Below are 24762 nucleotides of genomic sequence, written 5' to 3'. Positions count from 1 at the left end.
CATCCGAAACGGTGAAACTCTCATGAACCAGACCCCGCTTACCACCACCGCAGTAACCATCCTGCGCGTCATCCTCGGCTTCCTCTTCGCCGCCCATGGCTGGCAGAAGTTCAACGAATGGACCATCGCCGGCACCCAGGCCGCCTTCGCGAAGATGGGTGTTCCCGCTGCCGAAATCGCCGCTCCGGCAGTGGCCGTCCTCGAACTGGCCGGCGGAGTTGCCCTCATTCTGGGCATCCTGACCCGGATCGTCGCACTCCTGCTGGCCCTTGACATGCTGGGCGCCCTTTTCCTGGTGCATGCCTCAGCCGGCGTGTTCGCGGCAACCGGCGGCTACGAACTGGTGCTGCTCCTGGCAGCAGCCGCATTGGCCGTAGCCCTCACGGGCGCCGGCCGCATCTCCGTGGACCGCGCCCTCTTTGGCCGCGCGAACTCCAAGCTGGCCATTCTGGCCTGACAGCTCACAGAGCAGCGAACGACGGCGGCGGGGCACTCAGGTGCCCCGCCGCCGTCGTTTTTTGGTGCCTTCCCGCGCCTACCGGACGGTCAGCCAGTGACGCCCGTCAGCTCGTTAGGTACACGGTCAAGGTCTGCACTCCTCGCCACCTTGCCGGATTTCAGGTCCACTGCATGGATCTTTGAGCCTGCCGGATCCGTAACGTAAGCCATGGCCCCCTGGACGAACAGGGTGGGCCGCGGATCCTGCCATTCAGTGGGCTCCTCCCATGCAGGAACCACGGGAATAGCGCCGATCTTGTGCCCCGCCAGCGGATCGATCACATGCAGCGCCCCGTCGGTGCCCAGAACCAGCGCCTCCCCTGCCGGTCCGCGGCCCAGGGAGCGGAAGGAGTAGCTGGCCCCAAGGTCCACCAGCTGCAGCTGGCCGGTCTCCGTATTGACGAGCGAGATGCGGGTGGGCCGTTCCAGGTCGGCATCTTTGTCCACCTTGTAGTCGCCAAGGATCACGGGCGAGGCGTCACTTCCCGCCTGATTGCCCATCCGGCCGTAGGGATCGGGGCTGGCAACCTTGGTGATGGCGCCATCCTTGTAGACCAGCATGCCGTCTTCGCAACCCACCACCACGGTTTCCTCACCGGCAACCGCCTCGCCATGGACACCGGGGCATTCCTCGTTGCGGAGCAGCTCCCGCCGTTCCCCGCCCGGCCCGTCCGGCGCACTCAGGAGGGCCAGTCCCGTACGGCTTTCCTCGTTGCCCACAGTGACCAGAAGCCGGCCGTCTGCCAGCTCGACAGCGACGCCGTGATGGGCTTCCGGCGCGGTGTACGCAGTAGTCGCGGGGAGGCCGGTCTTGAGCGCGTCAGTCAGCGTGGCAGGGTCGAAGACCTCCACTTTGCCGGAGCCGTCGCTGAACAGCACCGTCCTGCCGGCGTGGCGGACCACATGCCCGGACTTGCTGGCGCTGAAAGCCCGGTCCGTCAGCTCCGGCGCTGCGACATACGAGTGGCCGTGATCCCCGTGCGCCTCGGTCCACACGCCGGCGTCGAAGACACGGAACGAGTCGCCGGTAGCCACAAGGACGTGGCGGCCGTCCCCGGCCGGACTGAGGCGGTTGAATCCCGCCAGGGGCGTTTCCCCCACCGCTTTGAGCGTCTTAGCGTCAAGGACCGTAATGCCGGAGTCGTGCGTCATGACCAGCCGGGGGGCGGGTGCCTGGCTTTCCTTGGCCTGCCCTGATGTGGCTGAGGTGGAGGTGCCGGCTGAGTCGGCGTCGTGGCCCGGTGCCGGCCCGGAGCCTTCGCCGGGAGCGGTCCCGCACGCCGTGAGGAGAAGTGCCGAAACCGCGAGAACCGCCGGGAGCACTGGCCGGTACGGGCGCAGCAGCCTGGGGCGTAGATGAGTAATTGTCATGTCGCTAACGATAGTCATTATCAATAGTGATGCAAGTTGGATGACGTCGACTGCGTCACGGCGAAACCTTCGCCGCGGGCCACGTGCACCAGAACAGCACACTTGACATCAAAAACTCCCAGAAAACAATCAGGAAACGCTTGACCTCTACAACGTTGCACTGATAAACCTGTGAGCGGTCATATGGGCGGTCCGCATCACCGCCCGGATCGCAGCACCGAGGCGTCAACCTTCCGTTCCGGCTTCTGCCGCCAGTCCGCTGGCCGGCCCCAACCCAGGCAAAGCAGCATCCGCAGAGTTTCCGTTCGCATTGAAACGATCCAAGGTCCGACACAGTGGTCGGACACCGCCACAGCCCATCAAAGGAGATGTTTGTGAACCATCCCCCTCAAGACAGTCCGTTCGGCAAGGACGGCCCTCCGCGCCGCAGCAGCAAAAGGCGCCTTTACACGGGCGCCAAAGCCGTCACGGCAGCTGTCGCCTCCGCGGCCATCGCCTTCACCGGCCTGCCGGCCGTCGAGGCCGACACGTCCCTGCCGCCCGTGGGCAGCGGATTCCGCTTCGACTTCGGCCCCGGCAGCACCGAAGCCGGCTACACCCATGTTGACGCCGGGACTGCGTACTCCGCCGCCGGCACGTTCGGCTTTACGGACACCGCCGTGACGTCCGGCGTGGACCGCGGCACCGGCGACGCCCTCCGCTCTGACTTCGTCCAGGCACAGGGCAGCAGCTTCCTGGTGGACCTGCCCAACGGCGACTACACCGTCAAACTCATTGCCGGAGATGCCGCCGAAGCAACCAATATCGCCATCACGGCGGAGAAGATGGCCAAGGTCCAGCTCACGGACAAGGCGGCCGGCCAGTTTTTGGAAATGGAGTTCCCCATTTCCCTGGTGGACGGCCAGCTGAACCTGGACTTCTCCGGCACGGCGGCCAAGATCAACTCACTCGTGATTGCCGCCCGCGCACCGCGGACTGCCACTACTGACCCCGGCGTCTACCTTGCCGGGGACTCCACCGTCCAGACCTACGACGCCGGCTACGTTCCCCAGGCGGGCTGGGGCCAGATGATTGACCGCTTCTTCGATGACAAAGTGGCCTTCAGGAACCACGCCATCGGCGGCCGCAGCTCCAAGAACTTCATCAGCCAGGGACGGCTCGACGAGATCCTGCGGGTCATCAACCCCGGCGACTACCTCATGGTGCAGTTCGGCCACAACGACGCCACCATCGGCGTCGATGACCGCTACGCGTCCCCGGCGGACTACAAGGAATACCTTCGGACCTACGTCAACGGTGCCCGTCAGCGCGGCGCCACCCCTGTGCTGGTCACCCCGGTGGGACGGCGCGACTACGACGAGGCCACCGGAAAATTCAACGTCAGCTTCCCCGAGTACGTGGCCAAAATGCAGGAACTGGCCGCCGAAGAGAATGTGGCCCTGGTGGACCTGTCCGCCCTGAGCCGCGCCTATTACGACGCCATCGGCCCGGAGGACACCAAGTCCGTGTTCCTGCACGTCGACGCCGGCGTGTACCCGAACCGGCCCACGGGCACCGTGGACAACACGCACTTCCAGGAATACGGCGCCATCCAGATCGCCCGCCTGATCGCGGGCAGCGTGAAGCAGCTCAGCCTGCCGCTGGCCGCCCACGTTGAGGAGATCGCACCGCCGTCGGCCGTTCCCGCGAAACCGCAGGGCCTGGTGGCCGGCAGCGTGTCCAACGCCGGCGCGCTGCTCAAATGGCAGCCCGTTGCAGGTGCGGACATCTACAAGGTGTACCGGAAACTTGCCTCCGAACCGGACAGCTCCTGGGCGCTGGCTACGACGGCCACCGTCCCAACGGCCAATCTCTCCGGGCTGGCCGAAGGAACTGCCTACAATGTCCGCATCGCCGCCATGAACGGCAAGGGCCTGTCCGAACCCAGCGACACCCTGAACGTGACCACCAAGGAAGCCAAATACCGCTTCGATTTCGGCCCGGCGGGAGCCCCGCTCGAGGCCGGATACACCGAGGTCAACCGGACCATGGCCTACACTCCGGAGCGCGGCTTCGGGTTCAAGGACATCACCGTCCTCAGCGACCGCGACCGCGGCGCCGTAACCACCAACCTGCTGCGCGACTTTGTCCTCAGCGGTTCCAGCTTCGAATTCCAGCTCGACGTCCCGAACGGCACCTACGCCCTGAAGACGTACCACAGTGACTGGATCGGCTCCACCCGGACCGACGTCGCCGCCGAAGGCACCCCCTACGGCCAGGTCGCGTCCAGCAAGGCCTCATCCGCGACCAAGATCATCAACCAGGTCCTGGTGTCCGATGGCCAGCTGAACCTCACCATCAGCGGCTCGGGCCAGCGGCTTAACGGCCTCGAGGTCACACCACTGCTGGTGGGCCCCACCAACCTGCACACCACAGCCGTGGATGCCGGCGCTGAACCGCCGGCTGTTGACCTCGCCTGGGATGCGGTGGGAGACGCGGCAAGCTACAAGGTGTTCCGCCAGGCCTCTTTCGAGACCGGGCCCCAGCTGATCGCGGAAAACGTCACGTCCGCTTCCTACCGCGACAGCACGGCGTTCGCCGGCCTGAAGTACAAGTACTTCGTCACGGCCGTGGACAACACGGGCCTGGAGTCCGTTCCGTCCAACACCTTCGAGGTTGCCTTGGTGGACCCGGGCACGGCGGTCCCCGCGGCAACCACAAAGCTGGACGTCAAGGCAGTCGAGAAGAACAGCGTCTCACTCAAGTGGCAGAAGGTCGCCGGAGCCGCCGCCTACCAGGTTTACCGGTCAACGTCCCCTGACGGGCCGTTCGAGTACGCCGGCCGGGCCACAGAGGTGAACTTCACGGACTTCTCAGTCCTGACCACCATCAAGTTCTACTACCGCGTGACCACCGTGAACAAGGGCGGCGAATCCGCACCCTCGGCGGTCATCGGAACCGAGAAGGTCACCGTGGTGAACCGGCAGCTGGAGAACCTGGACCGCGCGCCCGTTGCGCTCCTCACCGACCAGGGTGTCCGAGTGGGCTGGCGAATGCTGGGCCTGGATACTGAGCAGATCGGCTTCCACATCATCCGCGACGGCGTCCAGCTCACCGAGGAGCCCATCCGGAACAGCACCACCTTCCTCGACCCAACAGGCACCGCCGCGTCCCGGTATGTGGTCAAGGCCGTGGGCAATGGCGGGGACCAGCTCACCGCCGGGTTCACGCCGCTCGCCCAGGACTACCTGGGGGTCAAGCTGGACAAGCCTGCCGACGATTACACGAAGGACGGCCAGCCGTACACCTACTCCGCGGGTGACTCCAGCGTTGCCGACGTCGACGGCGACGGCACGTACGAGATCATCCAGATGTGGTCCCCGTCCAACTCCAAGGACAACTCGCAGGCGGGCTACACCGGCACTGTCTACGTGGACGCCTACAAAATGGACGGCACCAAGCTCTGGCGGATCAACATGGGACCGAACATCCGCGCCGGCGCGCACTACACGCAGGTGCTTGCCTACGACTTCGACGGCGACGGCAAGGCCGAAGTCGCGATGAAGACGGCGGACGGTACCCGCGACGCCGCCGGCACCGCGATCGGAAACCCCACTGCGGACTACCGCAACAGCAGCGGCTACGTGCTGACCGGGCCGGAGTTCCTGTCAGTGTTCCACGGGGCCACGGGCACCATCATGGACACCGTGGCCTACGAACCTCCCCGCGGCGACGTGGCAGCCTGGGGCGACGCCTACGGCAACCGGGTGGACCGGTTCCTCGGCGCCGTCGCCTACCTCGACGGCGAACACCCCTCCATGATGTTCAGCCGCGGCTACTACACCCGGACCGTCCTGGCCACCTACGACCTCGTCGGCGGCAAGATCGTCAAACGCTGGATCTTCGATTCAGACATCGCAGGAGCCCAGTACCGCAGCCAGGGCAACCACAACCTGTCCGTGGCGGACGTTGACGCCGACGGCAAGGACGAGTTCGTCTTCGGTTCCATGACCATCGACGACAACGGCAAGCCGCTCTACAGCACCGGCCTTGGCCACGGTGACGCCATCCACACGTCCGACCTGGACCCCTCCCGGCCCGGGCTCGAAACCTTCGCGGCCCACGAGGACATGGGTTCCAGCGGCAACAAGGGCGCCACGTTCCGTGACTCCCGGACCGGCGAAGTCCTGTGGAGCATCCCGGCCACCAAGGACACCGGCCGCGCGGCCGCCGGCGACATCGACCCCCGGTACGCCGGGGCAGAGGGCTGGGCGATCGGCGGCGACGCCGCGTGGAACTCCCCCGTCGGTGAGCTGCGCTCAGCCAAGGGTGAACTGATCGCCAACAACATCCCGGCAGCCAACTTCCTGGCGTGGTGGGACGGTGACCTGCTCCGGGAGATCGTTGACCACGACTGGGACGCCACCACCAGCAAGGGAACGCCCACCATCTCCAAATGGAACTGGGAAACCGAAACCAGCGACCGGCTCCTGACAGCCGCCGGCGCGAAGTCCAACAACAGCACCAAGGGAACACCGGCCATCCAGGCCGATCTCCTCGGTGACTGGCGTGAGGAACTCGCCTGGCCGTCGTCGGACAGCACCGAACTGCGGATCTACACCACCACAGCCGGCACCGACGTCCGTCTCCGGACGCTGATGCACGATCCGGTGTACCGGCAGTCCGTTGCACGCGAGAACATCGCCTACAACCAGCCGCCGCACCCCAGCTTCTTCATCGGGGTCGGCATGGACCTGCCCGCGCAGCCGGACATCACCTACACCGGCGCGAAGTAACCGCGGGCCGTAAGGCCTGACCCAAAAAACAGGGCTGCCCCGACCGCCGAAAGTGGCGGACGGGGCAGTTCCTGTTGCGGCTATGTGTCAGCCCCAACCCCCGGGTAACCGGCCGCGTCAGTAAGATCGCAGCATGACTGAGACCGCAGCCAACTCCGTAACCCTCCGCTTCCTGGCCGCCCCCATGGATGTGGGCCACAGCGGATCCGTGGACGCCGGGACCGTCCTGGAGTGGGTGGACAAGGCCGCGTATGCGGCCGCCGTCGGCTGGGCCAAGTCCTACTGCGTCACCGCCTACGTCGGCAACATCCACTTCGCGGACCCGGTCAACAGCGGCGACATGGTGGAGGTTGAGGCCACCATCGTGTACACGGGACGGTCCTCCATGCACATCCGCACGGTCGTCTCGTCCGGGGATCCCAAGGGCGGCCCGGCCACCATGAGCAGCCAGTGCATGGTGATCTTTGTGGCTGTGGGCGAGGACGGCAAGCCCATCCCCGTCAAACAGTTTGAGCCGGTCACGGCCGAAGAGATCGAACAGCGCGACCATGCCCTGGCCAGGGTCAAGGTCCGTGAACAGATCGTCGAGGCCATGAACGCCCAGGAATATACCGACGCCGGAACGGCCGAACGCGTCACGCTGCGGTTCATGGCGGCGCCCACGGATGTGAACTGGGGCGGCAAGGTCCACGGCGGGATTGTCATGAAGTGGATCGACGAAGCCGCCTATGTCTGCGCATCACGGTATTCCGGGAAGGACACCGTCGCAGTTTTCTCAGGTGGCGTCCGCTTCTACCGTCCGCTGCTCATCGGACACGTGGTGGAAGTGGAGGCGCGGCTGGTCTACACGGGGACCAAAGGCATGCACATTGCCGTACACGTCCGGTCGGGGGATCCCAAGGGCAAGGAACTGAACCTCACCACGTACTGCCTCACCGTGATGGTGGCGCGCGACGCCGAAGGCACGTCGGTGCCCATCCCTCGCTGGGTGCCGGTCTCGGAGGAGGACAAGCGGCTGCACGCGCATGCACGCGAGCTGCTGGAGATCCGGGGCACGGCCCCCGGGAACCGGCTGCCCAACCACCTGCTGGCGCCCGGCTAGACCGGTTGCGCCCTGCGGTGACCGGACCTTAGAAGCCGCCGCCGCCGGCGTCGGCTGCCATGTTGGCGAACCGGGAGTAGTGGCCCTGGAAGGCCACCACGATGTCCTTGGTGGGGCCGTTACGGTGCTTGGCGATCAGGATGTCCGCCTCGCCCGCGCGCGGTGATTCTTTGTCGTAGACGTCCTCGCGGTGCAGCAGGATCACCATGTCGGCATCCTGCTCGATGGAGCCGGATTCACGAAGGTCCGAGACCATGGGCCGCTTGTCCTGGCGCTGTTCGGAACCACGGTTCAGCTGTGACAGCGCAATCACCGGGACCTGGAGTTCCTTGGCGAGCAGCTTAAGCGCACGCGAAAATTCCGAGACTTCCTGCTGGCGGGATTCCACTTTCTTTCCGGAGCTCATGAGCTGGAGGTAGTCCAGGATCACGAGCTTGAGGTCGTGCTGCTGCTTCAGGCGCCGGCACTTGGCACGGATTTCCATCAGCGACATGTTGGGGCTGTCGTCGATGAACAGGGGAGCATCGTTCATCCGGCCCATGGTGGTGGCGATCTTGGACCATTGCTCGTCCTTGATGGTGCCCTTGCGGAGGTCCTGCAGCCCGATGGTGGCCTCGGCGGACAGCAGGCGCATGGCGATCTCGTTGCGGCCCATTTCGAGCGAGAACATCACGGTGGCCAGGTTGTTCTTGATGGCCGCCGAACGGGCGAAGTCCAGCGCGAACGTGGACTTACCAACTGCCGGGCGGGCAGCGATGACGATCATCTGGCCGGGGTGCAGGCCATGGGTGAGTTCGTCGAGTTCGTAGAACCCGGTGGGCACCCCGGTCATGCCTTCGCCACGGTGGCCCGAGGCTTCGATCTCGTCCACCGTGGATTCCATGACGTCCTTCAGGACAACATAGTCCTCGGCGGTGCGGCGCTCGGCCACAGCGTAAACCTCGGCCTGGGCCTGGTTGACGAGGTCTTCCACTTCGCCGTCGGAGCCGTAACCTAGCTGGACGATCTTGGTTCCGGCGTTGACCAGGCGCCGCAGCACGGCGCGTTCGGCCACGATTTCGGCGTAGTAGCCGGCGTTGGCTGCCGTGGGCACGGTCTGGATCAGTTCGTGCAGGTAGGCGGGTCCGCCGATCCTGTTGATCTCGGCACGTTTGGTCAGTTCGTCAGAGACGGTGACCGCGTCCGCGGGCTCGCCGCGGCCATAGAGGTCAATGATGGCCTCGTAGATGGTTTCATGGGCAGGACGGTAGAAGTCCTGGCCACGCAGGATCTCCACGACGTCGGCGATGGCGTCCTTGGAGAGCATCATGCCGCCCAGGACGGACTGTTCAGCCGGGATGTCCTGGGGAGGCTTCCGGCTGCTTTCGGATCCGCGGGTGCCCTCGATCGGGTCCAGATGCGTTACTGACAAAGCTGCCGTCCTCCATTGTGTGCCGCAGCGGAACGAGAAGGTTCCACCGTGGTTAAGCTGTTCTTCCTGTGGGTTGCGGGCGTCTGGGACATCCGCAACACACCCAACAGGTCAGGTCTACCGGAGGGCACCGACAATTACTGTCCGGCGCCCTGTCGGGCCCATGGGCTTTGTGCACACAGAGTTATCCCCAGTATCCACAGGTTATCCACAGAAGTGCCCGCCGCGGCGGGATCCAGGGATCCGCCGTGGTGGTCCGCGTACTCCGCCGCAGCGTTTTCCGCACCCCAAAAACAGGTATTCCGCTACGCTAGTCCCCCTTTCCCAAAGGGCAAAGTCCACCGTCCCCACGGCCTGTGGAAAACCTGTGCACTAAGCGGCATAGCTTGTGCACAGCCTGTGGGTGACCCTGTGGAAACAAAAAAAGTTTCACTCCAAATACGCGCCTGACCTGCGGAAACTCTGGTTCTGGCGTGTGGAGTAAATATTCTTTTGCCAAACCTTCATCCACAGCTTGCAGGCCGGGGCTGTTGATTGCGGACCGAATTCCGGCCCCAATCATGGCCGGATATCCCTGGACCGTGATCAATTCCACAGCAAGGCCGCCGAATTGACGCCACACCCGGCGGACTGTATGCGGGTCGCGGAATATGCTGTGGATAACAGCGATCTGGCATAAGCTCTATACATGGGCGAAATACTGATGGTGCTGTTGCCTGCGCTGGTTCTGGTGGCGGTAATCTGGGGCCTTTCAACAGCCCTCAGCCCCCGCGATTCCGGAATTTCCGACGCCGAAAAATACCAGCAGGACCTCGCGATGCGCTCGGCCGAACACTATGCCAACCAGGTCCGTGTCGCCACCGCCGCCCGCGCCCGGCTGGACGCCAATACCCGCCCCAGCCAGAACGAGGCGCAGCAGACCCAGCAGGCGGACAACGCACGGGCCGCACTCCACGCACAGGCAGGCGGCATGCCCGGCCAGCATGGATACACGGCCCTGCCGGGCGGCCAGCTCAATCCCCAGTTCGCCCTGCAGCTGCAGTCCATGGCCCGCGGCGGGCAGAAGCTCCAGGCCATCAAACTCCTCCGCCAGGCGACGCACTTTGACCTGGCCACGGCCAAGAAGTACATAGATCGGCTTTAGATATGGAATCGCTTGTGATCCCCGCATTCATCCTGGTTGTTGTGGCTGCCGGTGTGGCCCTGGCTGCCCGCGCCATCAGCAGGCGCATGAAGGCTTCAGCAGCCGGCGCCGCCGCCCCCGCCAGCGACCCCGTGGAGTTGGCCCGGACGGCCGCCGCGAAGCTCACCGAGGACCAGCACCGCCGGCTCTACGCCCTCATCGCCCAGGGCCAGGCCATGGCGGCCATCAAGCTCTACTACGAGGCCACAGACGCCGGCCTCAGGGCCGCTCGGGATGCTGTGGGCGCGCTGGCAGCCCACCCGCAGCCGTACCGGACTCCTGCCTCCGCGGAGGCGGCGCAGGAGGCCGACGACGACGACACTCCCCAGCGCTTTCCCTACCGGTACCGCGCCATCGCCAGCAAGGGTGACGTGACCCGGGAAGTCAGCAGCAACATGCTCAATGACGAGATTTACGGGCGGATCCGCACGCTGGCACGCAGCGGCGACACCGAAGGCGCCGCCACGGCCCTCACCCGGCACTCGGACATCACCCTCAAGCAGGCCCGCGAGTTCATCGCCCTCCTGGACGACTAAGGCCAAGCGGCCAGGAGGGAACAACGGCCCGGCTAGAAGTCGAAGAGATCCCCCAGCCAGCCTTCCTTTTTCTTGTGCCCGCGGCGGTCATAGTCACGGTCATGGCCTTGCTTGCCGTACTTGCGGTCGTCGTAGCGCGGCTGGTCATAGCGGGGCTGGTCGCGCCGCGGTTCAAAATTCGGGTACAGCGGAGGCGGCGTCGGGCCGGGAGCAGGGGCTGCCGGCCCGGCAGGCGCAGCGGCTCCTCCGCCCATTGCCCCGTTGGCGCGGTCGATGATCTTGTCGAGCTCACCGCGGTCGAGCCATACGCCGCGGCACTGGGGGCAGTAGTCAATCTCCACACCGCTGCGTTCGCTCATGATCAGGTCAATGGAATCCACAGGACACTTCATGTCCCGGTCAACGATCGGAGGGCCCGGATAGTTCGGCTGCAGGATCCCATCGCACGTGGAGCCTGGCTTAGCGACCGCCGGAGATGCCAGCCAGGAGCTGCTCAAACGGCAGGGACTCCAGGGCCGCCGGCTTGCGGCCGGGCTGCTCCCCTGCCAGGAGGCCGGCGAACTCACCCGCCGCACGGTCGATCCGGGACGAAAGGGGCGAGCCGCCGTCGTCCGCGTTTCCCCAGTCCTGGGGACCGGCGAAAACTCCGGTCGCCGCCGTCCGGGTGCGCAGGTAGCTGAACAGCGGACGCATGGCGTAGTCCAGGACCATCTGGTGGCGGTCGGTGCCGCCGGTGGCCCCGAGCAGGACGGCCTTGCCGTCCAGGGACTTGGGGTCCAGGACGTCAATGAACGATTTGAAGAGGCCGCTGTACGAGGCGCTGAACACGGGACTGACGGCGATGATGCCGTCGGATGCCTCGACCCCCGCAATGACCTCCGCCAGGCGCGGGGCCGCATAGCCGGTGACGAAGTTGTTTGCGATGTCCACGGCGATGTCACGGAGTTCGACAACGTCCACCTTCACGTCATAACCGGCGCCCGCGAGCCTGCGTTCTGCAGCGGCGGCAAGCTGGTCCGCGAGCAGCCTGCTCGACGACGGCACACCAAGGCCGGCGGACAGGACGGTGATGCGGCGGGTTTCCACGATGGACTCCTGATGTTCGGTTGAGGCTACGTTACATGTATTTGCATGTACCGACGTAACCGGTGGCTGTCCGCGTTTATTCCACGGCCCTACAGGACCACAGTTCCGCTGATGCAGGTGACCGAGTTGCCGCCCACCCAAATGTCGTTGTCCATGGCGTCCACGTGGACCTTCCCTGCCCGGCCCAGCACTGTGCCCTGGGCGGCGGTGTACGACGCCGGAGCCCGCCCGCTGCCGATCAGCCACTGCGCCACGCCGGCGTTGAAGCTGCCCGTGACAGGGTCCTCGGCGGCTGCGTCTCCGGGGATGAAGGTCCGCACCTCGAAGTCGGCGCCTCCCGCGGCGGGATGCGGCCCGATCACGCCCACTTTGAGGCCCTGCATGGCGGCGTAGTCCGGCCTGATATCCAGGACCCGTTCGGCGGAGTCCAGAAGCACCCCGATCCAGTCGGGTCCGTTGACCAGCCACGTGGCATCCAGGAGGGCCTGGCGGGGCAGCCGGAGGCCTGAGGCGATCCTGGCCATGTCCGGCTCGTCCACGGGCCCGGAGCGCGTCAGCGGCGGCGCCGCAAACGCCAGCCGTCCGGCGTCGGCCCTCACCGGGACCAGTCCCGCGCCGCACTCCTGGATGATTACCCCGTCCGCTTTGGGAACGCCGCCGGCCTCCAGCCAGGCGTGCGCGGATCCGAGCGTGGGATGCCCGGCGAAGGGGAACTCTTCGTGCGCTGTGAAGATCCGGACCCGATAATCCGCCTCGGGGTGGGTGGGTGGCAGCAGGAACGCGGTCTCGGACAGGTTGGTCCAGTTGGCGAACTGCTGCATCTGCCCGGTGGTGAGGTCGCCGGCGTCGACCACCACTGCGAGCGGGTTGCCCCGGTAGTGCTCGGCGGTGAACACATCCACCTGGGCGAAAGGACGGCGGCGGCGGAAACGGGCTGGCTTCTGGGTCACCGCTGCAGGCTAGCACTCCAGAGCGGCCCCGCTGACAAGTCCACGCCGCTCTGCCAGACTTCCAGCATGGCTGAAAACAAGACCCAGGCAACCGGTGCGTCCGTGGACGAATTCCTGGCCGCCGTGGAACACCCAATCCGGCACTCCGACGGCCTTCGCCTGCTGGAGCTGATGACTGAAGTCACCGGCGAGAAAGCACAGATGTGGGGGCCCACGATCGTGGGCTTCGGCCGGTACCACTACAAATACGAAACCGGCAGGGAGGGCGATTCCGCCGCCGTGGGCTTCTCGCCCCGGAAGGCCAGCCTTTCACTTTACGGGCTGATCTACAGCCCCGAGGCGGAGGCGCTGCTGCCCAAGCTGGGTAAGCACAAAACCGGCGCCGGCTGCCTCTACGTGAACAAGCTTGAGGACGTCGACGAGGCCCTACTCGCCGAACTGATCCGGGCGGGATACCGGCACGTCACCACCGAGCTCCACCGCCCCTGACATCCCGCCCCACCCACACGGCAACGCGGGGTCACTTGAGGCCCCTCCGGAGGCAATTATTGGGCATCAAGTGACCCCGCGTTGCAGAGGGAAGACACAGAAAACCCCCGCCGCCAGTGAAGGCAACGGGGGTTTTCGTGCAGTTCAGGACTGCGCAGCCGGAAAGGCTACTTGCCTGCGACTACGTCGAGTTCGATCACAGCGGCAACGTCGTCGTGGAGACGGACGTTGGCCTGGTAGGAACCAACCGACTTGATGTGTGCCGGCAGTTCAACCTTGCGCTTGTCGATTTTGCCAAGGCCAGCGGCCTCAACAGCGTCGGCTACGTCGGCCTGCTTGACGGTGCCGAACAGGCGTCCGGTCTCGCCAGCCTTGACAACGAGCTTGACCGGCTTCGCGGAGAGTGCAGCGGCCTGCTTCTGCGCATCTTCCAGGGAAGCGTGCGCGCGGGCGGCGCGGGCAGCCTTGATGGACTCAACCTGCTTCTCGCCACCCTTCGACCAGGTCAGGGCGAAGTTGCGGGGAAGCAGGAAGTTACGTGCGTAACCGTCCTTGACCTCGACAACGTCGCCAGCAGCACCGAGACCGGTTACTTCGTGGGTCAGAATGAGCTTTGCCATGTTAGTTAATCCCTTCCTTAGCCGCGGCCAGCGCCGGAGTAAGGCAGCAGGGCAACTTCGCGGGCGTTCTTGATTGCCTGTGCGATCTTGCGCTGTTCCTGCACCGTGACGCCAGTGACGCGACGGGCGCGGATCTTTCCGCGGTCGGAGATGAACTTGCGCAGCAATGCTACGTCCTTGTAGTCGATGACGGTGATGTCAGCGGCTTTCAAGGGGTTGGACTTTGGTTTGGGCTTACGGAGTTCAGCCTTAGCCATCGTGGAGCTCCTATTCTATGGAGCCCGTGGACATTGATCCACGGGATGGTGGTGGTCCGACGGCGGCAGTCGCTTCGGTGCCGTACGGCACCCAGGGCGGTCCCGGCGTCGGACCTTAATTTTTAGTGTTTAGAAGGGAGGTTCGGAATCCGGGCCGTTGCCCCAGCCGCCAGCGTTGGAGACACCGGGCGTTGCCCAGGGGTCTTCCTGCGCTGCGGGCTGGTTGCCGCCCCAGTTTCCGCCGGAGTTGCCGCCCTGGTTTGCACCAGCGCCGCCTCCGAAGCCACCGCCGCTGTTGCCGCCGCCGAAGCCACCCTGGCCACCCTGACCGCCGGAGCGCTGGGTGCGGTTGACCTTGGCATTGGCGTAGCGCAGGCTCGGGCCGATTTCGTCGACTTCGAGCTCAATGACGGTGCGCTTTTCGCCTTCTTTGGTTTCGTAGGAACGGCTCTTCAACCGGCCGGAAACGATCACGCGCATGCCCTTGGTGAGGGATTCGGCGACGTTCTCGGCTGCTTCACGCCAGACTGCAGCGCGGAGGAACAGGGTTTCCCCGTCCTTCCACTCATTGGACTGGCGATCAAAGGTGCGTGGGGTGGAAGCGATGGTGAAGTTCGCTACTGCCGAACCTGACGGTGTGAACCGCAATTCCGGGTCATTGGTGAGATTACCGATGACCGTAATGGTGGTCTCGCCTGCCATCTACTGCCTCCTTGTTCGATCCTGGATGAAGAATTCGATCCTGCGGGGTGAAGAATGAAAATCGGTGCTGAAATTACTCAGCAACAACCTTCTGCTCTTCGGGGCGGGTGATCTTGGTGCGCATGATGGTCTCGTTAAGAGACAGCTGGCGGTCAAGTTCCTTGGCGGTGTCCGGCTTGGCGGTGAAGTTCACCACGGCGTAGATACCTTCGGACTTCTTCTTGATGTCGTAGGCCAGTCGGCGACGGCCCCAGATGTCAACCTTTTCGATGGTTCCACCATCGTTGGTGATGACATTCAGGAACTTCTGAAGCGACGGCTCAACGGTACGCTCTTCGACCTCGGGGTCGATGATTACCATCAATTCGTAAGGACGCATATGTGAACCCACCTCCTTTGGGCTAAGCGGTTACGGCATTTCCGTAACAGGAGGTTCATTTGCGGTGCCATGCACATGCCCGGCCACCGGAACGGAGGCAGGGCGCAGCACAGACTTCAATATCTTAGTGCATTTGGACCGGATAGGCGATTCGCGCTTGACTCAAGGCTAGGCGCCTGGGTTCCTGCGCGGAAGCGGTCCTGCGGGTATGTGGAAAACCGCGCCGTTGCGGCCGGGTGGGCGCCGGCAGCCGCGGCTAGAGTACAGACCATGGATGCCGCGCCCCTCAACGCACCACCGGTCCGGCGGAGCCGGCTCCGGTTCGTGGCGATGCTGACGGCCGGAAGCGCTGCTTCGCTGGCCACCGGCGCCGCCGGGTTCTGGGTGCAGGCGCCTGCCGCCGGGTGGGCGACGGCGGCCCTGGTCTATGTCGGTTGGGTGTGGCTGGTGATCGGCCGCATGGATCCCGCCCAGACCAAGGCCCACGCCGTCGCGGAGGACCCGTCCCGGCCAACCACCGACCTGCTGATCCTCGCAGCGAATATCGCCTCGCTGGCGGCAGTCGGCGTCGTGATTGTGGACTCGCACCGGGGCGGCGGCACCCAGCTTGGCGGGGCCGCCCTGGTCCTGGCCAGCGTGGCCCTGTCCTGGATGCTGGTCCAGACGCTTTTCACCCTCCGGTACGCAGAGCATTTCTACGGCGGGGAGAGCGACGGCGGCGTCAGCTTCAACCAGGACGAGCCGCCGCGATACACGGACTTCGCCTACCTGGCCACCAGCATCGGGATGACCTACCAGGTGTCGGACACCAACCTGGAGAACCCCCGCATCCGGCGCGAGGCACTCAAGCACAGCCTGCTGTCCTACCTGTTCGGCACAGTCATCCTCGCCGCCACGATCAACCTCGTGCTCGGCCTGGCGGCCTAAGCGCCGGGGAGCTTACGACGCCGGGCCGGCACCGACGGCGGCGTCCTCGTCCTGCGGAGCCTCAACAGCGGGTCCGGCCGGGCCACCCTTGCGGTAGCGCCAGACTCCGATGCCCACCACAACGGCGGCCAGGGCCAGCGACAGGATCAGGGACTCCCGGGTGGACTCCAGGATCACCATGCCGATCAGCAGTGCCACGATGCTGGCGATTGATACCCAGGTCAGGTAGGGGAAAAGCCACATCTTCAGGGCGAGGTCCTTGGCGGCCGCCCCCATGCGCTTGCGCAGGATCAGCTGGGAGGACGCGATGACCAGCCAGACAAACAGTGCGATCGCGCCTGACGTGTTGACGAGGAACAGGAAGACGGTGTCCGGGGCGACATAGTTCAGCCCGACCGTCACGAAGCCGACCACCGTGGAGGCCAGGACTGCTGCCGCGGGAACGCCGCGCTTGGAGATCCGGGTCCAGGCCTTCGGTGCGTCGCCGCGCTTGGACAGTGAGAAGAGCATGCGGCTGGCGGTGTAGAGGCCGGAGTTCAGGCAGGACAGGACGGAGGTGAGCACCACGATGTCCATGATGGTTCCGGCTCCGGGGATGCCGAACAGTTCAATCACGGCGACGTACGGGCTCTTGGCCACGTTGGCGTCATTCCAGGGCAGCAGGGTGACAACGATGGCGATGGAGCCGATGTAGAAAACCAGGATGCGCCACACGGTGGACTTCACGGCCTTCTTGACTGCGTCAACGGGGTTCTCGGACTCACCGGCAGCGATGGTGGCGATTTCAGCGCCGAAGAAAGAAAAAACAACCACCAGGATGCCGGCGAGGACGGCGCCCGGTCCGTTGGGAAGGAATCCGCCGTTCTCGACGAGGTTGCTGAGGCCCGGCGCCGGGACACCCGGGACGAGGCCCAGGATGGCCGCTACGCCAAAGAGCAGGAACAGCACAATGGCGGCCACCTTGATGGAGGCGAACCAGAATTCGAACTCGCCGTAGGACTTCACGGAGCCAAGGTTGGTCAGCGTCAGCAGGACCATCAGGATCAGCGCCCAGACCCACTGGTCAATGCCGGGAACCCAGCGGTGCATGATCGCCGCACCGGCCGTGGCCTCGATCCCCAGCACGATGATCCAGAACCATGCGTACAGCCAGCCGATGCTGAAGCCGGCCCACCGGCCGAGGGCTTTGTCCGCATAAGTGGAAAAGGATCCTGTTTCGGGGTTGGCTGCTGCCATCTCGCCGAGCATCCGCATCACCAGGATCACCACGATTCCGGCGGCCATATAGGCCAGGAGGATGCCCGGGCCGGCCTGCTGGATCGCGGCGCCTGACCCCACAAAAAGGCCTGCCCCGATCACGCCGGCAATGGCGATCATGGAGAGGTGCCGCGGCTTGAGCGACTTGGAGAGTTGCTGGTCAGCGTGCATGGGTGCGCCGTCCTCAGTGTTGATACGGAAATTGTTTGGCTGCCTTGCGGCGCCACAGGGATGGGCCTTGAGCACTTTTCGGGTGTTGGCCCGTGCGGTGGATCACACGTTTTCTCCACCCTAAGACGCGGCAGGCCCCTCACCTGATGTGCATTGGCACAGAACGGTGGAGCCAAAATCAGATGTTTTCACAGGAGGGGACACTGTGGCGAATCATCCCCCGCCCGACAGGCAACTTTGAAACGCCCTCGAAACCTGAGTACCGGGTGCCAAAACTTGAGTACACCGGGGCCCAAATTTCTCTGGTGCGGGAACCGGATCGCGGCTATATTGGCATCCAACGGCTGGGTACCGTGCTGGACGTAATGAAGCGGCCAGGAAGTTGGCCCGCACAGTCATGGATATGACTGGACGGGCTTCGTCATTAACTGAGGTAAAAGGCAATATCGGTCTCCTTCTTCGATGGATGGGGACCTCATGTCGTTAATAGGCCGAAGCAAGGAGCTGGACCGGATCCTTTCCGTGATCCGGGGGCCGAAGGAATCCGCCCTGACCGTTGTGGGGCGCCGTGGTGTGGGCAAGTCCGCACTGCTGTCCGAGATTCCGCGGCTTTCCGACTACCGGACCGTTTTCCTGCGGGCAAGTGCCTCCGAATCAGACTGGCCGCTCTCCGGCCTGACAGCGCTGCTGAACGGAATCGACGATCCCGTCCTCAACCGTTTTGCAGATGAGCTGCTCCGCGATTCAACCGGCGCCATGGATGTCCCGACCGTCTCCACCATGCTCCTGAACGGGCTTCACCAGCGGTCATCGTCCCGCACCGTGATCGTCATCGATGACGCAGACCAGCTGGATCCCAGCAGCCAGGCCGTCATCGGATTCCTCGCCAGGCGCCTGTCCGGGACGGACATGGCGCTCTTCACCAGCGTCCGTGACGAATCGCCGGAGAGTCCGTTCGGCAGCCTCCCGGCCCTTCACCTGAAGGCACTGAACTACAACGACGCCGTCCGGATGCTGGAGTCGATTCCGGCCCGCCAGACCGCGACGGCGGCAATCCACGCAGTAGCGGCAGCAACCCAGGGCAACCCGCTTGCCGCCGTCGAGCTCTACACCTGCCTGCTGGAACGCCAGGCCGAAGGGAAGTACGCCCTTCCCATCCCGCTGCCCTGCAAGGGAAGCTTCGAATCCGAATTCGCCGCAACAGTGGGCGGCCTGACCCCGGCCGCGCGGCAGGTCCTTGACCTGATGTCCCTGTCCTGCCGGAGCGACATCGCCACGCTGGAAAAGGTCTACGACGAGCTGTGGACAGGGGTGGACGAGCTGCTGGCCAGCGGCATGGTCAGCCGGTCCGGACCCCACCTGCGCATCCAGGACCAGCTGCTGCGCGGCTACGTTTTTGCGAGCATGACTCCGGCCGTCCGGACCGCCAACCACCGCGCCCTGGCAGAAGCGGCCGGTGACACGGATCCCTACGCACGCCGCTGGCACCAGAGTTTTACCGCACTGGAGCGCCAGACACCGTTTGGCCTCCTGCGGTTTGCCGTGGACCTGATCCGGAGCGGCGAAGTGGCTTTCGCGGTGGAGTACATAGAACGCGCACTCACGATCAATCCGTGGGAAGCCGAGACCGCCGCACGGCTCACCACCGTGGCTGAACTGCTGTTCAACCGGGGCGAATTCGTCTACGCCAAGCGGTACCTGGACTGGGCGCAGCGGGTAACGCGCAACCCGGCCCTCATCCTGCGCCTGACGGGCCTCGCGTTCGAAATCCAGTTCATCCAGGGTGCCGCGGTGCGGTCCAGCATGGTGCTTCGGCTGGTCAAGGAGTTCGGCCAGCACGATCCTGCCTACGCCGCCATCCTCCTGGCAGTCGGTTCGCTCTACTACGCGGAGCGGTGGGAACTGGAAGATGCGATCAGCCTGGTGCGCCACGCTGAACAGTTCCAGGACGCGGCCTCCAAGGACTGCCTCGCCGTCGCGGACCGCGCCAAGCTCCTGATCGAGGCGATCAGCGGGAACGCTGAGCATTTGGGCCGCAAGCATGAGGCTGCCGGAACCGTGGCCACCCTCCTGGTGCAGGGGCGCGCGCTGAGCTACGCAGAGCACCACGAACTGGCCCAGGAAGCCTTCGCTATGGTGCGGAACTCCGTTGAGGCGTCCAACATCAACTGGCGGGAAACCGCAGCCTACCTCGCCGCCGACAACGAGATCAGGGCCGGGAATGTCCGGACGGCCATCCGGCTGATCGAGGACCTCGAACTCAACGAACCCGAAACCAAATACCACCGCGGAATGCGGCACATCTTCCGGGTGTGGCGGGCCCACTCCCTGGGCGACGAGGCCCTGGCACGGCTGTACGTGTCGGAGGCCCACCACTTCTCCGGGGCGGAAAGCCACCCGGCCATCACGGCCCAATTGGCCGCCTGCCAGGGCCACTTCGCGCTGATGCGCGGCAACCTGGCCGAGTCCTTCGCGCAACTGTCCCGCGCCGCGGAGATCGGCATGGCCTTTGGAAATCCCACGCTGCTGCGCTGCGAGGCTGACCTGGTGGAAGTCCTTGTCCGGTTGGGACGGCACCGCGAAGCCACCCAGGCCCTCTACCGCCTGGAAAGCCGTTCTGTGGGGCTCAGGTCCCCCTGGCTGCTCAGTGCCGTGGCGCGGAGCCGGGCCATGCTCGCCGACGGCGAGCAGTCCCTGCAGCTCTTCAGCCACGCGCTTGAGAGCCGGAACGCCCACGACTCACTGCTGGAACGCGCCAGGACGCTGCTGTGCTACGCGGAGCGGCTGGGCGCCTTCGGCCGGCTGCGGGATGCCAGGGATGGACTCCTGCGGGCCAAGGTGATGTTTGACGAGGCCGGCGCCGACGCCTGGACCCAGCACGTGGATTCCCTCCTGCTGGATGAACGCGTTGAACCCGCCCGCGCACCAGGCAACCCCGCCATGCTCATGCTGGCCGACCATGAACGCGCCCTCGCCCAGATGGTGGCCCGAGGCATGCGCAACAAGGAAATCGCAGCCACGCTCTACGTCTCCGTCCGGACTGTGGAAGTGCGCCTCACAGCGATCTACCGCAAGCTGGGCGTCGAGTCCCGCGCGCAGCTGACCGCCCTCGCCGCCGGCAAGGACGCCGCTGCCCGGGAACCGTACGTCCTGCCCGTCGTTTAGGGACGAAACCCTCCTCTTTGCAGGTACCCGCAGTATCCACACTGTTGCCTTCCCAGTACCACAAAGCCCCCGCCATTCCCCCTAAAACCCGCCGCTTCAGGGCTAATTTTGCTTCACGGTCAGAGCAAAAAGCGGACACACCGGGAAGGGGTCATCGTGGCGGAAGTTCCAGTAGCCCGAACCCGGCGTGCAACGTTTAACTGGCCCGTTGCGCCCGTTGCTGCACAGCGGACCGTAACAGCGCCGTTGGCGGCAGCAGAAACCGCAGGAACCCGGCTTCTGCTGCCGCCGGCTGCCGTCGGTGCAACGCCGGGCCGGAAGGCGGCGGCCGCGTGGATTTCCACGCACATCAATCTTCTCCGCGTCACTGATTCGCTCATGGTGGCGGGAGCCGTTTTGGTTGGATACCTGCTCTCCAGCGTCGGGTTCGCTCCCGGCGTTGAAAGCGACAAGGGCGGAGTCCTCACAGCCGCCACGGTAATGCTGCTCTGGCTCATGGCGCTGGAGATCTACCGGACCCGCGACTCCAAGGTCCTGGGGGTTGGCGCGGACGAGTACAAGCGGGTCGCCTCCGCGACGCTGCGGATCTTCGGCCTGATGGCCATCACTGCCGTGGTGTTTTCGGTCCATGGCGGGACCGCATTCGTCACCGTGTCGCTGCCGTTGGGCCTGGTGGCCCTGTCCGGCAACCGCTGGGCCTTCCGGCGCCGGCTGACGCGGGAAAAGGCCCATGGACGCCACCTTTCGAGGGCGATCGTGGTGGGGGAACCCGAGGAGGTCCGGTACGTGGTCCAACAGGTCGCCAGGAAGTCCGGTCCCGTCTACAAGATCCTGGGAGTCTGCCTTCCCGGTGCCCGGCGCGGGGCCGGCCTGCAGGTGGACGGCCAGCTGGTACCGGTCCTTTCCTCCACCGACGACATCGCCCGGACGGCAAGGCTGTTAGACGCGGACGCCGTCATTGTGGCGGGGCCCCTGCCCGGCGGCAACCGGTTCATCCGTGAGCTCGGCTGGAAGCTGGAGGAATGCGCCGCCGAAATGGTCCTCGCGGCCACGCTCACCAATGTTGCGGGCCCCCGGATCCACTGGCGCCCCGTGGAAGGCCTCCCCCTGATGCACGTCGACATTCCCCAGTACTCGGGAGCGAAACATGCGCTGAAGAGGGTCATGGATGCGGCGATGGCGCTGGCTGCCCTCCTTGCGCTGTCGCCGCTGCTCCTGGTGCTTGCCGTGATCGTGCGGCTGGACAGTCCGGGGCCTGTACTTTTCCGGCAGGACCGGGTGGGCAAGGACGGCACCGCGTTCGGGATGTTGAAGTTCCGGTCCATGGTGGTGGACGCCGAGGCCCGGCTGGCGGCACTGAACCAGCAGAACGAAGGCGCGGGTGTGCTGTTCAAACTCCGCGACGATCCACGCGTCACGCGGTGCGGTCGCTGGATGCGGAAGTACTCGCTCGATGAACTGCCGCAGCTCTGGAATGTGCTGCTGGGCAACATGAGCATGGTGGGGCCGCGCCCTCCGCTGGACCGGGAAGTCAGCGGCTACGAACGCCACACCCACCGCCGCCTGCTCATCAAGCCGGGAATCACCGGCCTCTGGCAAATCAATGGCCGCTCGGACCTTTCCTGGGATGAGGCAGTGCGGCTGGACCTGTACTACGTCGAGAACTGGTCCATCGCCGGGGACCTCCTGATCCTGTGGCGGACCTTCCGGGCAGTCATCAAGCCCTCCGGCGCCTACTAACCACCTCACCCGGGAAAGAAAGTGACATGAGAACCTTCGCCAATCCGTTCCACGTCCCCACACACCGCCAGCCGACGCCGAAACTGAAGATCGCCGTCGTCGGGGCCGGGTACTGGGGGCCAAACCTTGCCCGCAACCTGCAGGCCAGCCCGGCCTGGGACCTCCTGGCTATCTGTGACCTGGACATTGGGCGCGCGGCCAAGCTCGCCGCGACGCTGGGCGACATTCCCGTCGTCGAGTCCCTGGATGAGCTGCTGGATACGTTCGACGTGGACGCCGTGGCGATTGCGACGCCGGCCCGCACGCACCACGGGACGGTCATGACGGCGCTGCGCGCCGGTAAGCACGTCCTGGTGGAGAAGCCGCTGGCGGACAGCCGCGCGCACGGCGTGGAAATGGTGGCCGAGGCCGAGGCGAACGGCCTGGTGCTGATGGCGGACCACACGTACTGCTACACACCGGCGGTGCTCAAGATGCAGGAGCTTGTGCAGGCGGGGTCGCTGGGTGAAATCCTCTTTGTTGACTCCACGAGGATCAACCTCGGACTGGTACAGCCCGACGTGGATGTGTTCTGGGACCTGGCACCGCACGACCTCGCGATCCTCGACTTTGTCCTTCCCGGCGGCCTGAACCCGACCGAAGTCTCGGCCTTCGGCGCTGACCCGCTGGGGACCGGCAGGGACTGCGTGGGGCACCTGAATTTCCGGCTGCCCAACGACGCCACAGCGCACGTGCACGTGAACTGGCTGAGTCCGACCAAGATCCGGCAGATGGTGATCGGCGGCTCGCTGCGGACGCTGGTGTGGGACGACCTGAATCCCCAGCAGCGGCTGAGCGTGTACGACCGCGGCGTGAGCCTGGAACGGCAACCAAAATCGGCCGGTGAGAAGAAGACCTCCGCGGTCTCCTACCGGCTGGGTGATACGTGGTCGCCGGCCCTGCCGGAGCGCGAGGCGCTGGCGCAGGTGGTGGAGGAGCTGGCCTATTGCATCCACAACAAACGCGAGGCGCGCACAGGCGGCGCATCCGGGCTGCGTGTCCTGTCAGTTTTGGAAGCGGTCACCCGCAGCCTGAGCAATGACGGCCAGTCATCACCGGTGGAGGGGTCCGAACTGGCCGGTGCCGGAGTGCGGCTGGAGCGTGCGCTGTGAGTGAGCTGAAAGGGGCCAACGTCCTCGTGACCGGCGGGGCCGGAACCATCGGCTCCACCCTGGTCGATGCCCTGCTCAGCGCCGGCGTGAACCGCATCGATGTGCTGGACAACATGGTCCGCGGCCGGCTGGGCAACCTCGACGGGGCGCTGGAAAGCGGCCAAGTGGAGATGATCACGGGGAACATCGGAAACCGGGACCTGGTGCACGACCTGACCAAGGGCAAAGACCTGGTGTTCCATCAGGCAGCGATCCGGATTACGCAGTGCGCCGAGGAACCGAGGCTCGCGCTCGAGGTCATGGTGGACGGGACGTTCAACATCCTGGAGGCCGCGGCCGAACACCGGGTGGACAAACTGATTGCCGCCTCCAGCGCATCGGTCTACGGCATGGCGGAAGAATTCCCCACCACGGAACGCCACCATCACGCCAACAACGACACGTTCTACGGCGCGGCCAAGTCGTTCAACGAAGGCATGGCCCGCAGTTTCCACGCCATGACCGGCCTGGACTACGTGATGCTGCGTTACTTCAACGTCTACGGTCCCCGGATGGACGTCCACGGGCTGTACACCGAAGTCCTGGTGCGGTGGATGGAACGGATCATGGACGGACAGCCGCTTCTGATCTTCGGCGATGGACTGCAGACCATGGACTTCGTCTACACCTCGGATGTTGCGAGGGCCAATGTGCTGGCGGCCGCGAGCGACGTCAGCCACGGCGTCTACAACATCGCCAGCGGAACGGAGACGAGCCTGCTGGAAATGGCGCAGGCGCTGCTCCGCGTCATGGACTCGGACCTGCACGTGGAGCATGGGCCGGCCCGGCTGGTGAACAGCGTGGTCCGCCGGCTGGCTGACACCTCGGCCGCGCGGCAGGACCTGGGCTTCAAAGCTGAAGTTGAACTCGAAGAGGGACTCCGCGAACTCGTCAGCTGGTGGAAGCCGCTGCGCGACGAGATCGCCGCGACAAGGAAAGTTGGTGCCCCGTGA

At 65.2% G+C, this 24762-nt stretch carries 21 protein-coding genes; 11 read left to right on the top strand and 10 right to left on the bottom strand.

The features are described from left to right. The first annotated feature begins 22 nt into the window (after window positions 1–22). Window positions 23–457, top strand: a complete 435-nt coding sequence (locus J2X42_RS15365; protein ID WP_310166572.1) for a DoxX family protein — start codon at window positions 23–25, stop codon at window positions 455–457. An 89-nt stretch (window positions 458–546) separates the two neighbouring features. Here the strand turns inward: J2X42_RS15365 and aztD are convergent, their stop codons facing one another. Next, complete coding sequence (aztD, locus tag J2X42_RS15360; RefSeq protein WP_310166570.1) at window positions 547–1869, bottom strand: zinc metallochaperone AztD; 1323 nt, start codon at window positions 1867–1869, stop codon at window positions 547–549. Between the two features lie 374 nt (window positions 1870–2243). Between aztD and J2X42_RS15355 the strand changes: the two genes are divergently transcribed. Continuing rightward, complete coding sequence (locus J2X42_RS15355) at window positions 2244–6644, top strand: SGNH/GDSL hydrolase family protein (protein WP_310166568.1); 4401 nt, start codon at window positions 2244–2246, stop codon at window positions 6642–6644. 133 nt (window positions 6645–6777) lie between these two features. Further along, complete coding sequence (locus J2X42_RS15350) at window positions 6778–7746, top strand: hotdog domain-containing protein (RefSeq protein ID WP_310166567.1); 969 nt, start codon at window positions 6778–6780, stop codon at window positions 7744–7746. Window positions 7747–7774: 28 nt separating this feature from the next. Here the strand turns inward: J2X42_RS15350 and dnaB are convergent, their stop codons facing one another. Next, window positions 7775–9157, bottom strand: a complete 1383-nt coding sequence (dnaB, locus tag J2X42_RS15345; protein ID WP_131131993.1) for a replicative DNA helicase — start codon at window positions 9155–9157, stop codon at window positions 7775–7777. A 688-nt stretch (window positions 9158–9845) separates the two neighbouring features. On the opposite strand from dnaB, the gene J2X42_RS15340 reads away from it, so the two are divergent. Then, window positions 9846–10301 carry a hypothetical protein gene (locus J2X42_RS15340; RefSeq protein WP_310166562.1) on the top strand — a complete coding sequence of 152 codons (456 nt, stop codon included), beginning with the start codon at window positions 9846–9848 and terminating at the stop codon, window positions 10299–10301. Window positions 10302–10303: 2 nt separating this feature from the next. Then, window positions 10304–10876 (top strand): hypothetical protein, encoded by a 573-nt coding sequence (locus J2X42_RS15335; protein WP_310166560.1) that lies wholly within the window; start codon window positions 10304–10306, stop codon window positions 10874–10876. Between the two features lie 32 nt (window positions 10877–10908). Here J2X42_RS15335 and J2X42_RS15330 read toward each other — a convergent pair whose 3' ends face one another. The 3 genes from J2X42_RS15330 to J2X42_RS15320 all read right to left on the bottom strand — a co-directional run bounded on the left by J2X42_RS15330 (window position 10909) and on the right by J2X42_RS15320 (window position 12912). Next, complete coding sequence (locus tag J2X42_RS15330; protein WP_396134087.1) at window positions 10909–11268, bottom strand: zf-TFIIB domain-containing protein; 360 nt, start codon at window positions 11266–11268, stop codon at window positions 10909–10911. A gap of 67 nt (window positions 11269–11335) precedes the next feature. Further along, the gene (locus J2X42_RS15325; protein WP_310166558.1) at window positions 11336–11962 is read right to left on the bottom strand and encodes an FMN reductase; all 627 of its coding nucleotides are present in this window, start codon (window positions 11960–11962) and stop codon (window positions 11336–11338) included. Between the two features lie 89 nt (window positions 11963–12051). Then, window positions 12052–12912, bottom strand: a complete 861-nt coding sequence (locus J2X42_RS15320) for a PhzF family phenazine biosynthesis protein (RefSeq protein WP_310166557.1) — start codon at window positions 12910–12912, stop codon at window positions 12052–12054. A 66-nt stretch (window positions 12913–12978) separates the two neighbouring features. Here J2X42_RS15320 and J2X42_RS15315 point away from each other — a divergent pair, with 66 nt between their 5' ends. Next, window positions 12979–13401 carry a DUF1801 domain-containing protein gene (locus J2X42_RS15315; RefSeq protein WP_310166555.1) on the top strand — a complete coding sequence of 141 codons (423 nt, stop codon included), beginning with the start codon at window positions 12979–12981 and terminating at the stop codon, window positions 13399–13401. A gap of 167 nt (window positions 13402–13568) precedes the next feature. Here the strand turns inward: J2X42_RS15315 and rplI are convergent, their stop codons facing one another. The 4 genes from rplI to rpsF form a co-directional block, all read right to left on the bottom strand. Next, window positions 13569–14021 carry a 50S ribosomal protein L9 gene (gene rplI, locus J2X42_RS15310; protein WP_131131999.1) on the bottom strand — a complete coding sequence of 151 codons (453 nt, stop codon included), beginning with the start codon at window positions 14019–14021 and terminating at the stop codon, window positions 13569–13571. Between the two features lie 17 nt (window positions 14022–14038). Continuing rightward, window positions 14039–14278, bottom strand: a complete 240-nt coding sequence (gene rpsR / locus J2X42_RS15305) for a 30S ribosomal protein S18 (protein WP_003800144.1) — start codon at window positions 14276–14278, stop codon at window positions 14039–14041. A gap of 129 nt (window positions 14279–14407) precedes the next feature. Continuing rightward, complete coding sequence (locus J2X42_RS15300) at window positions 14408–14980, bottom strand: single-stranded DNA-binding protein (RefSeq protein WP_310166553.1); 573 nt, start codon at window positions 14978–14980, stop codon at window positions 14408–14410. Between the two features lie 73 nt (window positions 14981–15053). Beyond that, window positions 15054–15359, bottom strand: a complete 306-nt coding sequence (gene rpsF / locus J2X42_RS15295; protein WP_050683795.1) for a 30S ribosomal protein S6 — start codon at window positions 15357–15359, stop codon at window positions 15054–15056. A gap of 270 nt (window positions 15360–15629) precedes the next feature. Here rpsF and J2X42_RS15290 point away from each other — a divergent pair, with 270 nt between their 5' ends. Then, window positions 15630–16286: a DUF1345 domain-containing protein gene (locus J2X42_RS15290; protein ID WP_310166550.1), complete on the top strand. Its 657-nt coding sequence runs from the start codon at window positions 15630–15632 to the stop codon at window positions 16284–16286. Between the two features lie 12 nt (window positions 16287–16298). On the opposite strand, the gene J2X42_RS15285 is transcribed toward J2X42_RS15290, so the two are convergent. Next, on the bottom strand, window positions 16299–17714 hold the full coding sequence (locus tag J2X42_RS15285) for an amino acid permease (RefSeq protein WP_310166548.1): 1416 nt from the start codon (window positions 17712–17714) through the stop codon (window positions 16299–16301). A gap of 477 nt (window positions 17715–18191) precedes the next feature. Here J2X42_RS15285 and J2X42_RS15280 point away from each other — a divergent pair, with 477 nt between their 5' ends. The 4 genes from J2X42_RS15280 to J2X42_RS15265 all read left to right on the top strand — a co-directional run bounded on the left by J2X42_RS15280 (window position 18192) and on the right by J2X42_RS15265 (window position 24762). After that, window positions 18192–20879 (top strand): AAA family ATPase, encoded by a 2688-nt coding sequence (locus tag J2X42_RS15280; protein ID WP_310166546.1) that lies wholly within the window; start codon window positions 18192–18194, stop codon window positions 20877–20879. Between the two features lie 378 nt (window positions 20880–21257). Further along, window positions 21258–22619, top strand: coding sequence for a sugar transferase (locus J2X42_RS15275; protein WP_396134093.1), 1362 nt, complete (start codon window positions 21258–21260; stop codon window positions 22617–22619). Between the two features lie 26 nt (window positions 22620–22645). After that, window positions 22646–23770, top strand: coding sequence for a Gfo/Idh/MocA family oxidoreductase (locus tag J2X42_RS15270; protein ID WP_310166544.1), 1125 nt, complete (start codon window positions 22646–22648; stop codon window positions 23768–23770). Then, window positions 23767–24762 (top strand): NAD-dependent epimerase/dehydratase family protein, encoded by a 996-nt coding sequence (locus J2X42_RS15265; RefSeq protein ID WP_310166542.1) that lies wholly within the window; start codon window positions 23767–23769, stop codon window positions 24760–24762. Before J2X42_RS15270 ends, J2X42_RS15265 begins: the two co-directional genes overlap by 4 nt.

Origin of the sequence: Arthrobacter sp. BE255, from assembly GCF_031457335.1 — a bacterium.
In the GTDB taxonomy this organism is placed as follows: Bacteria; Actinomycetota; Actinomycetes; order Actinomycetales; family Micrococcaceae; genus Arthrobacter.
The sequence above is the reverse complement of the archived record's forward strand: the minus strand, read 5'-3'. Positions and strand labels throughout refer to the sequence as shown.

Bases quoted from the DNA above. Each gene is read 5' to 3' on its own strand.
- J2X42_RS15365 (WP_310166572.1), top strand. From the start codon at position 23: ATGAACCAGACCCCGCTTACCACCACCGCAGTAACCATCCTGCGCGTC.
- aztD (WP_310166570.1), bottom strand. From the start codon at position 1,869: ATGACAATTACTCATCTACGCCCCAGGCTGCTGCGCCCGTACCGGCCA.
- J2X42_RS15350 (WP_310166567.1), top strand. From the start codon at position 6,778: ATGACTGAGACCGCAGCCAACTCCGTAACCCTCCGCTTCCTGGCCGCC.
- J2X42_RS15340 (WP_310166562.1), top strand. From the start codon at position 9,846: ATGGGCGAAATACTGATGGTGCTGTTGCCTGCGCTGGTTCTGGTGGCG.
- J2X42_RS15335 (WP_310166560.1), top strand. From the start codon at position 10,304: ATGGAATCGCTTGTGATCCCCGCATTCATCCTGGTTGTTGTGGCTGCC.
- J2X42_RS15330 (WP_396134087.1), bottom strand. From the start codon at position 11,268: ATGAAGTGTCCTGTGGATTCCATTGACCTGATCATGAGCGAACGCAGC.
- J2X42_RS15315 (WP_310166555.1), top strand. From the start codon at position 12,979: ATGGCTGAAAACAAGACCCAGGCAACCGGTGCGTCCGTGGACGAATTC.
- rplI (WP_131131999.1), bottom strand. From the start codon at position 14,021: ATGGCAAAGCTCATTCTGACCCACGAAGTAACCGGTCTCGGTGCTGCT.
- rpsR (WP_003800144.1), bottom strand. From the start codon at position 14,278: ATGGCTAAGGCTGAACTCCGTAAGCCCAAACCAAAGTCCAACCCCTTG.
- J2X42_RS15300 (WP_310166553.1), bottom strand. From the start codon at position 14,980: ATGGCAGGCGAGACCACCATTACGGTCATCGGTAATCTCACCAATGAC.
- rpsF (WP_050683795.1), bottom strand. From the start codon at position 15,359: ATGCGTCCTTACGAATTGATGGTAATCATCGACCCCGAGGTCGAAGAG.
- J2X42_RS15290 (WP_310166550.1), top strand. From the start codon at position 15,630: ATGGATGCCGCGCCCCTCAACGCACCACCGGTCCGGCGGAGCCGGCTC.
- J2X42_RS15285 (WP_310166548.1), bottom strand. From the start codon at position 17,714: ATGCACGCTGACCAGCAACTCTCCAAGTCGCTCAAGCCGCGGCACCTC.
- J2X42_RS15280 (WP_310166546.1), top strand. From the start codon at position 18,192: ATGTCGTTAATAGGCCGAAGCAAGGAGCTGGACCGGATCCTTTCCGTG.
- J2X42_RS15275 (WP_396134093.1), top strand. From the start codon at position 21,258: ATGGTGGCGGGAGCCGTTTTGGTTGGATACCTGCTCTCCAGCGTCGGG.
- J2X42_RS15270 (WP_310166544.1), top strand. From the start codon at position 22,646: ATGAGAACCTTCGCCAATCCGTTCCACGTCCCCACACACCGCCAGCCG.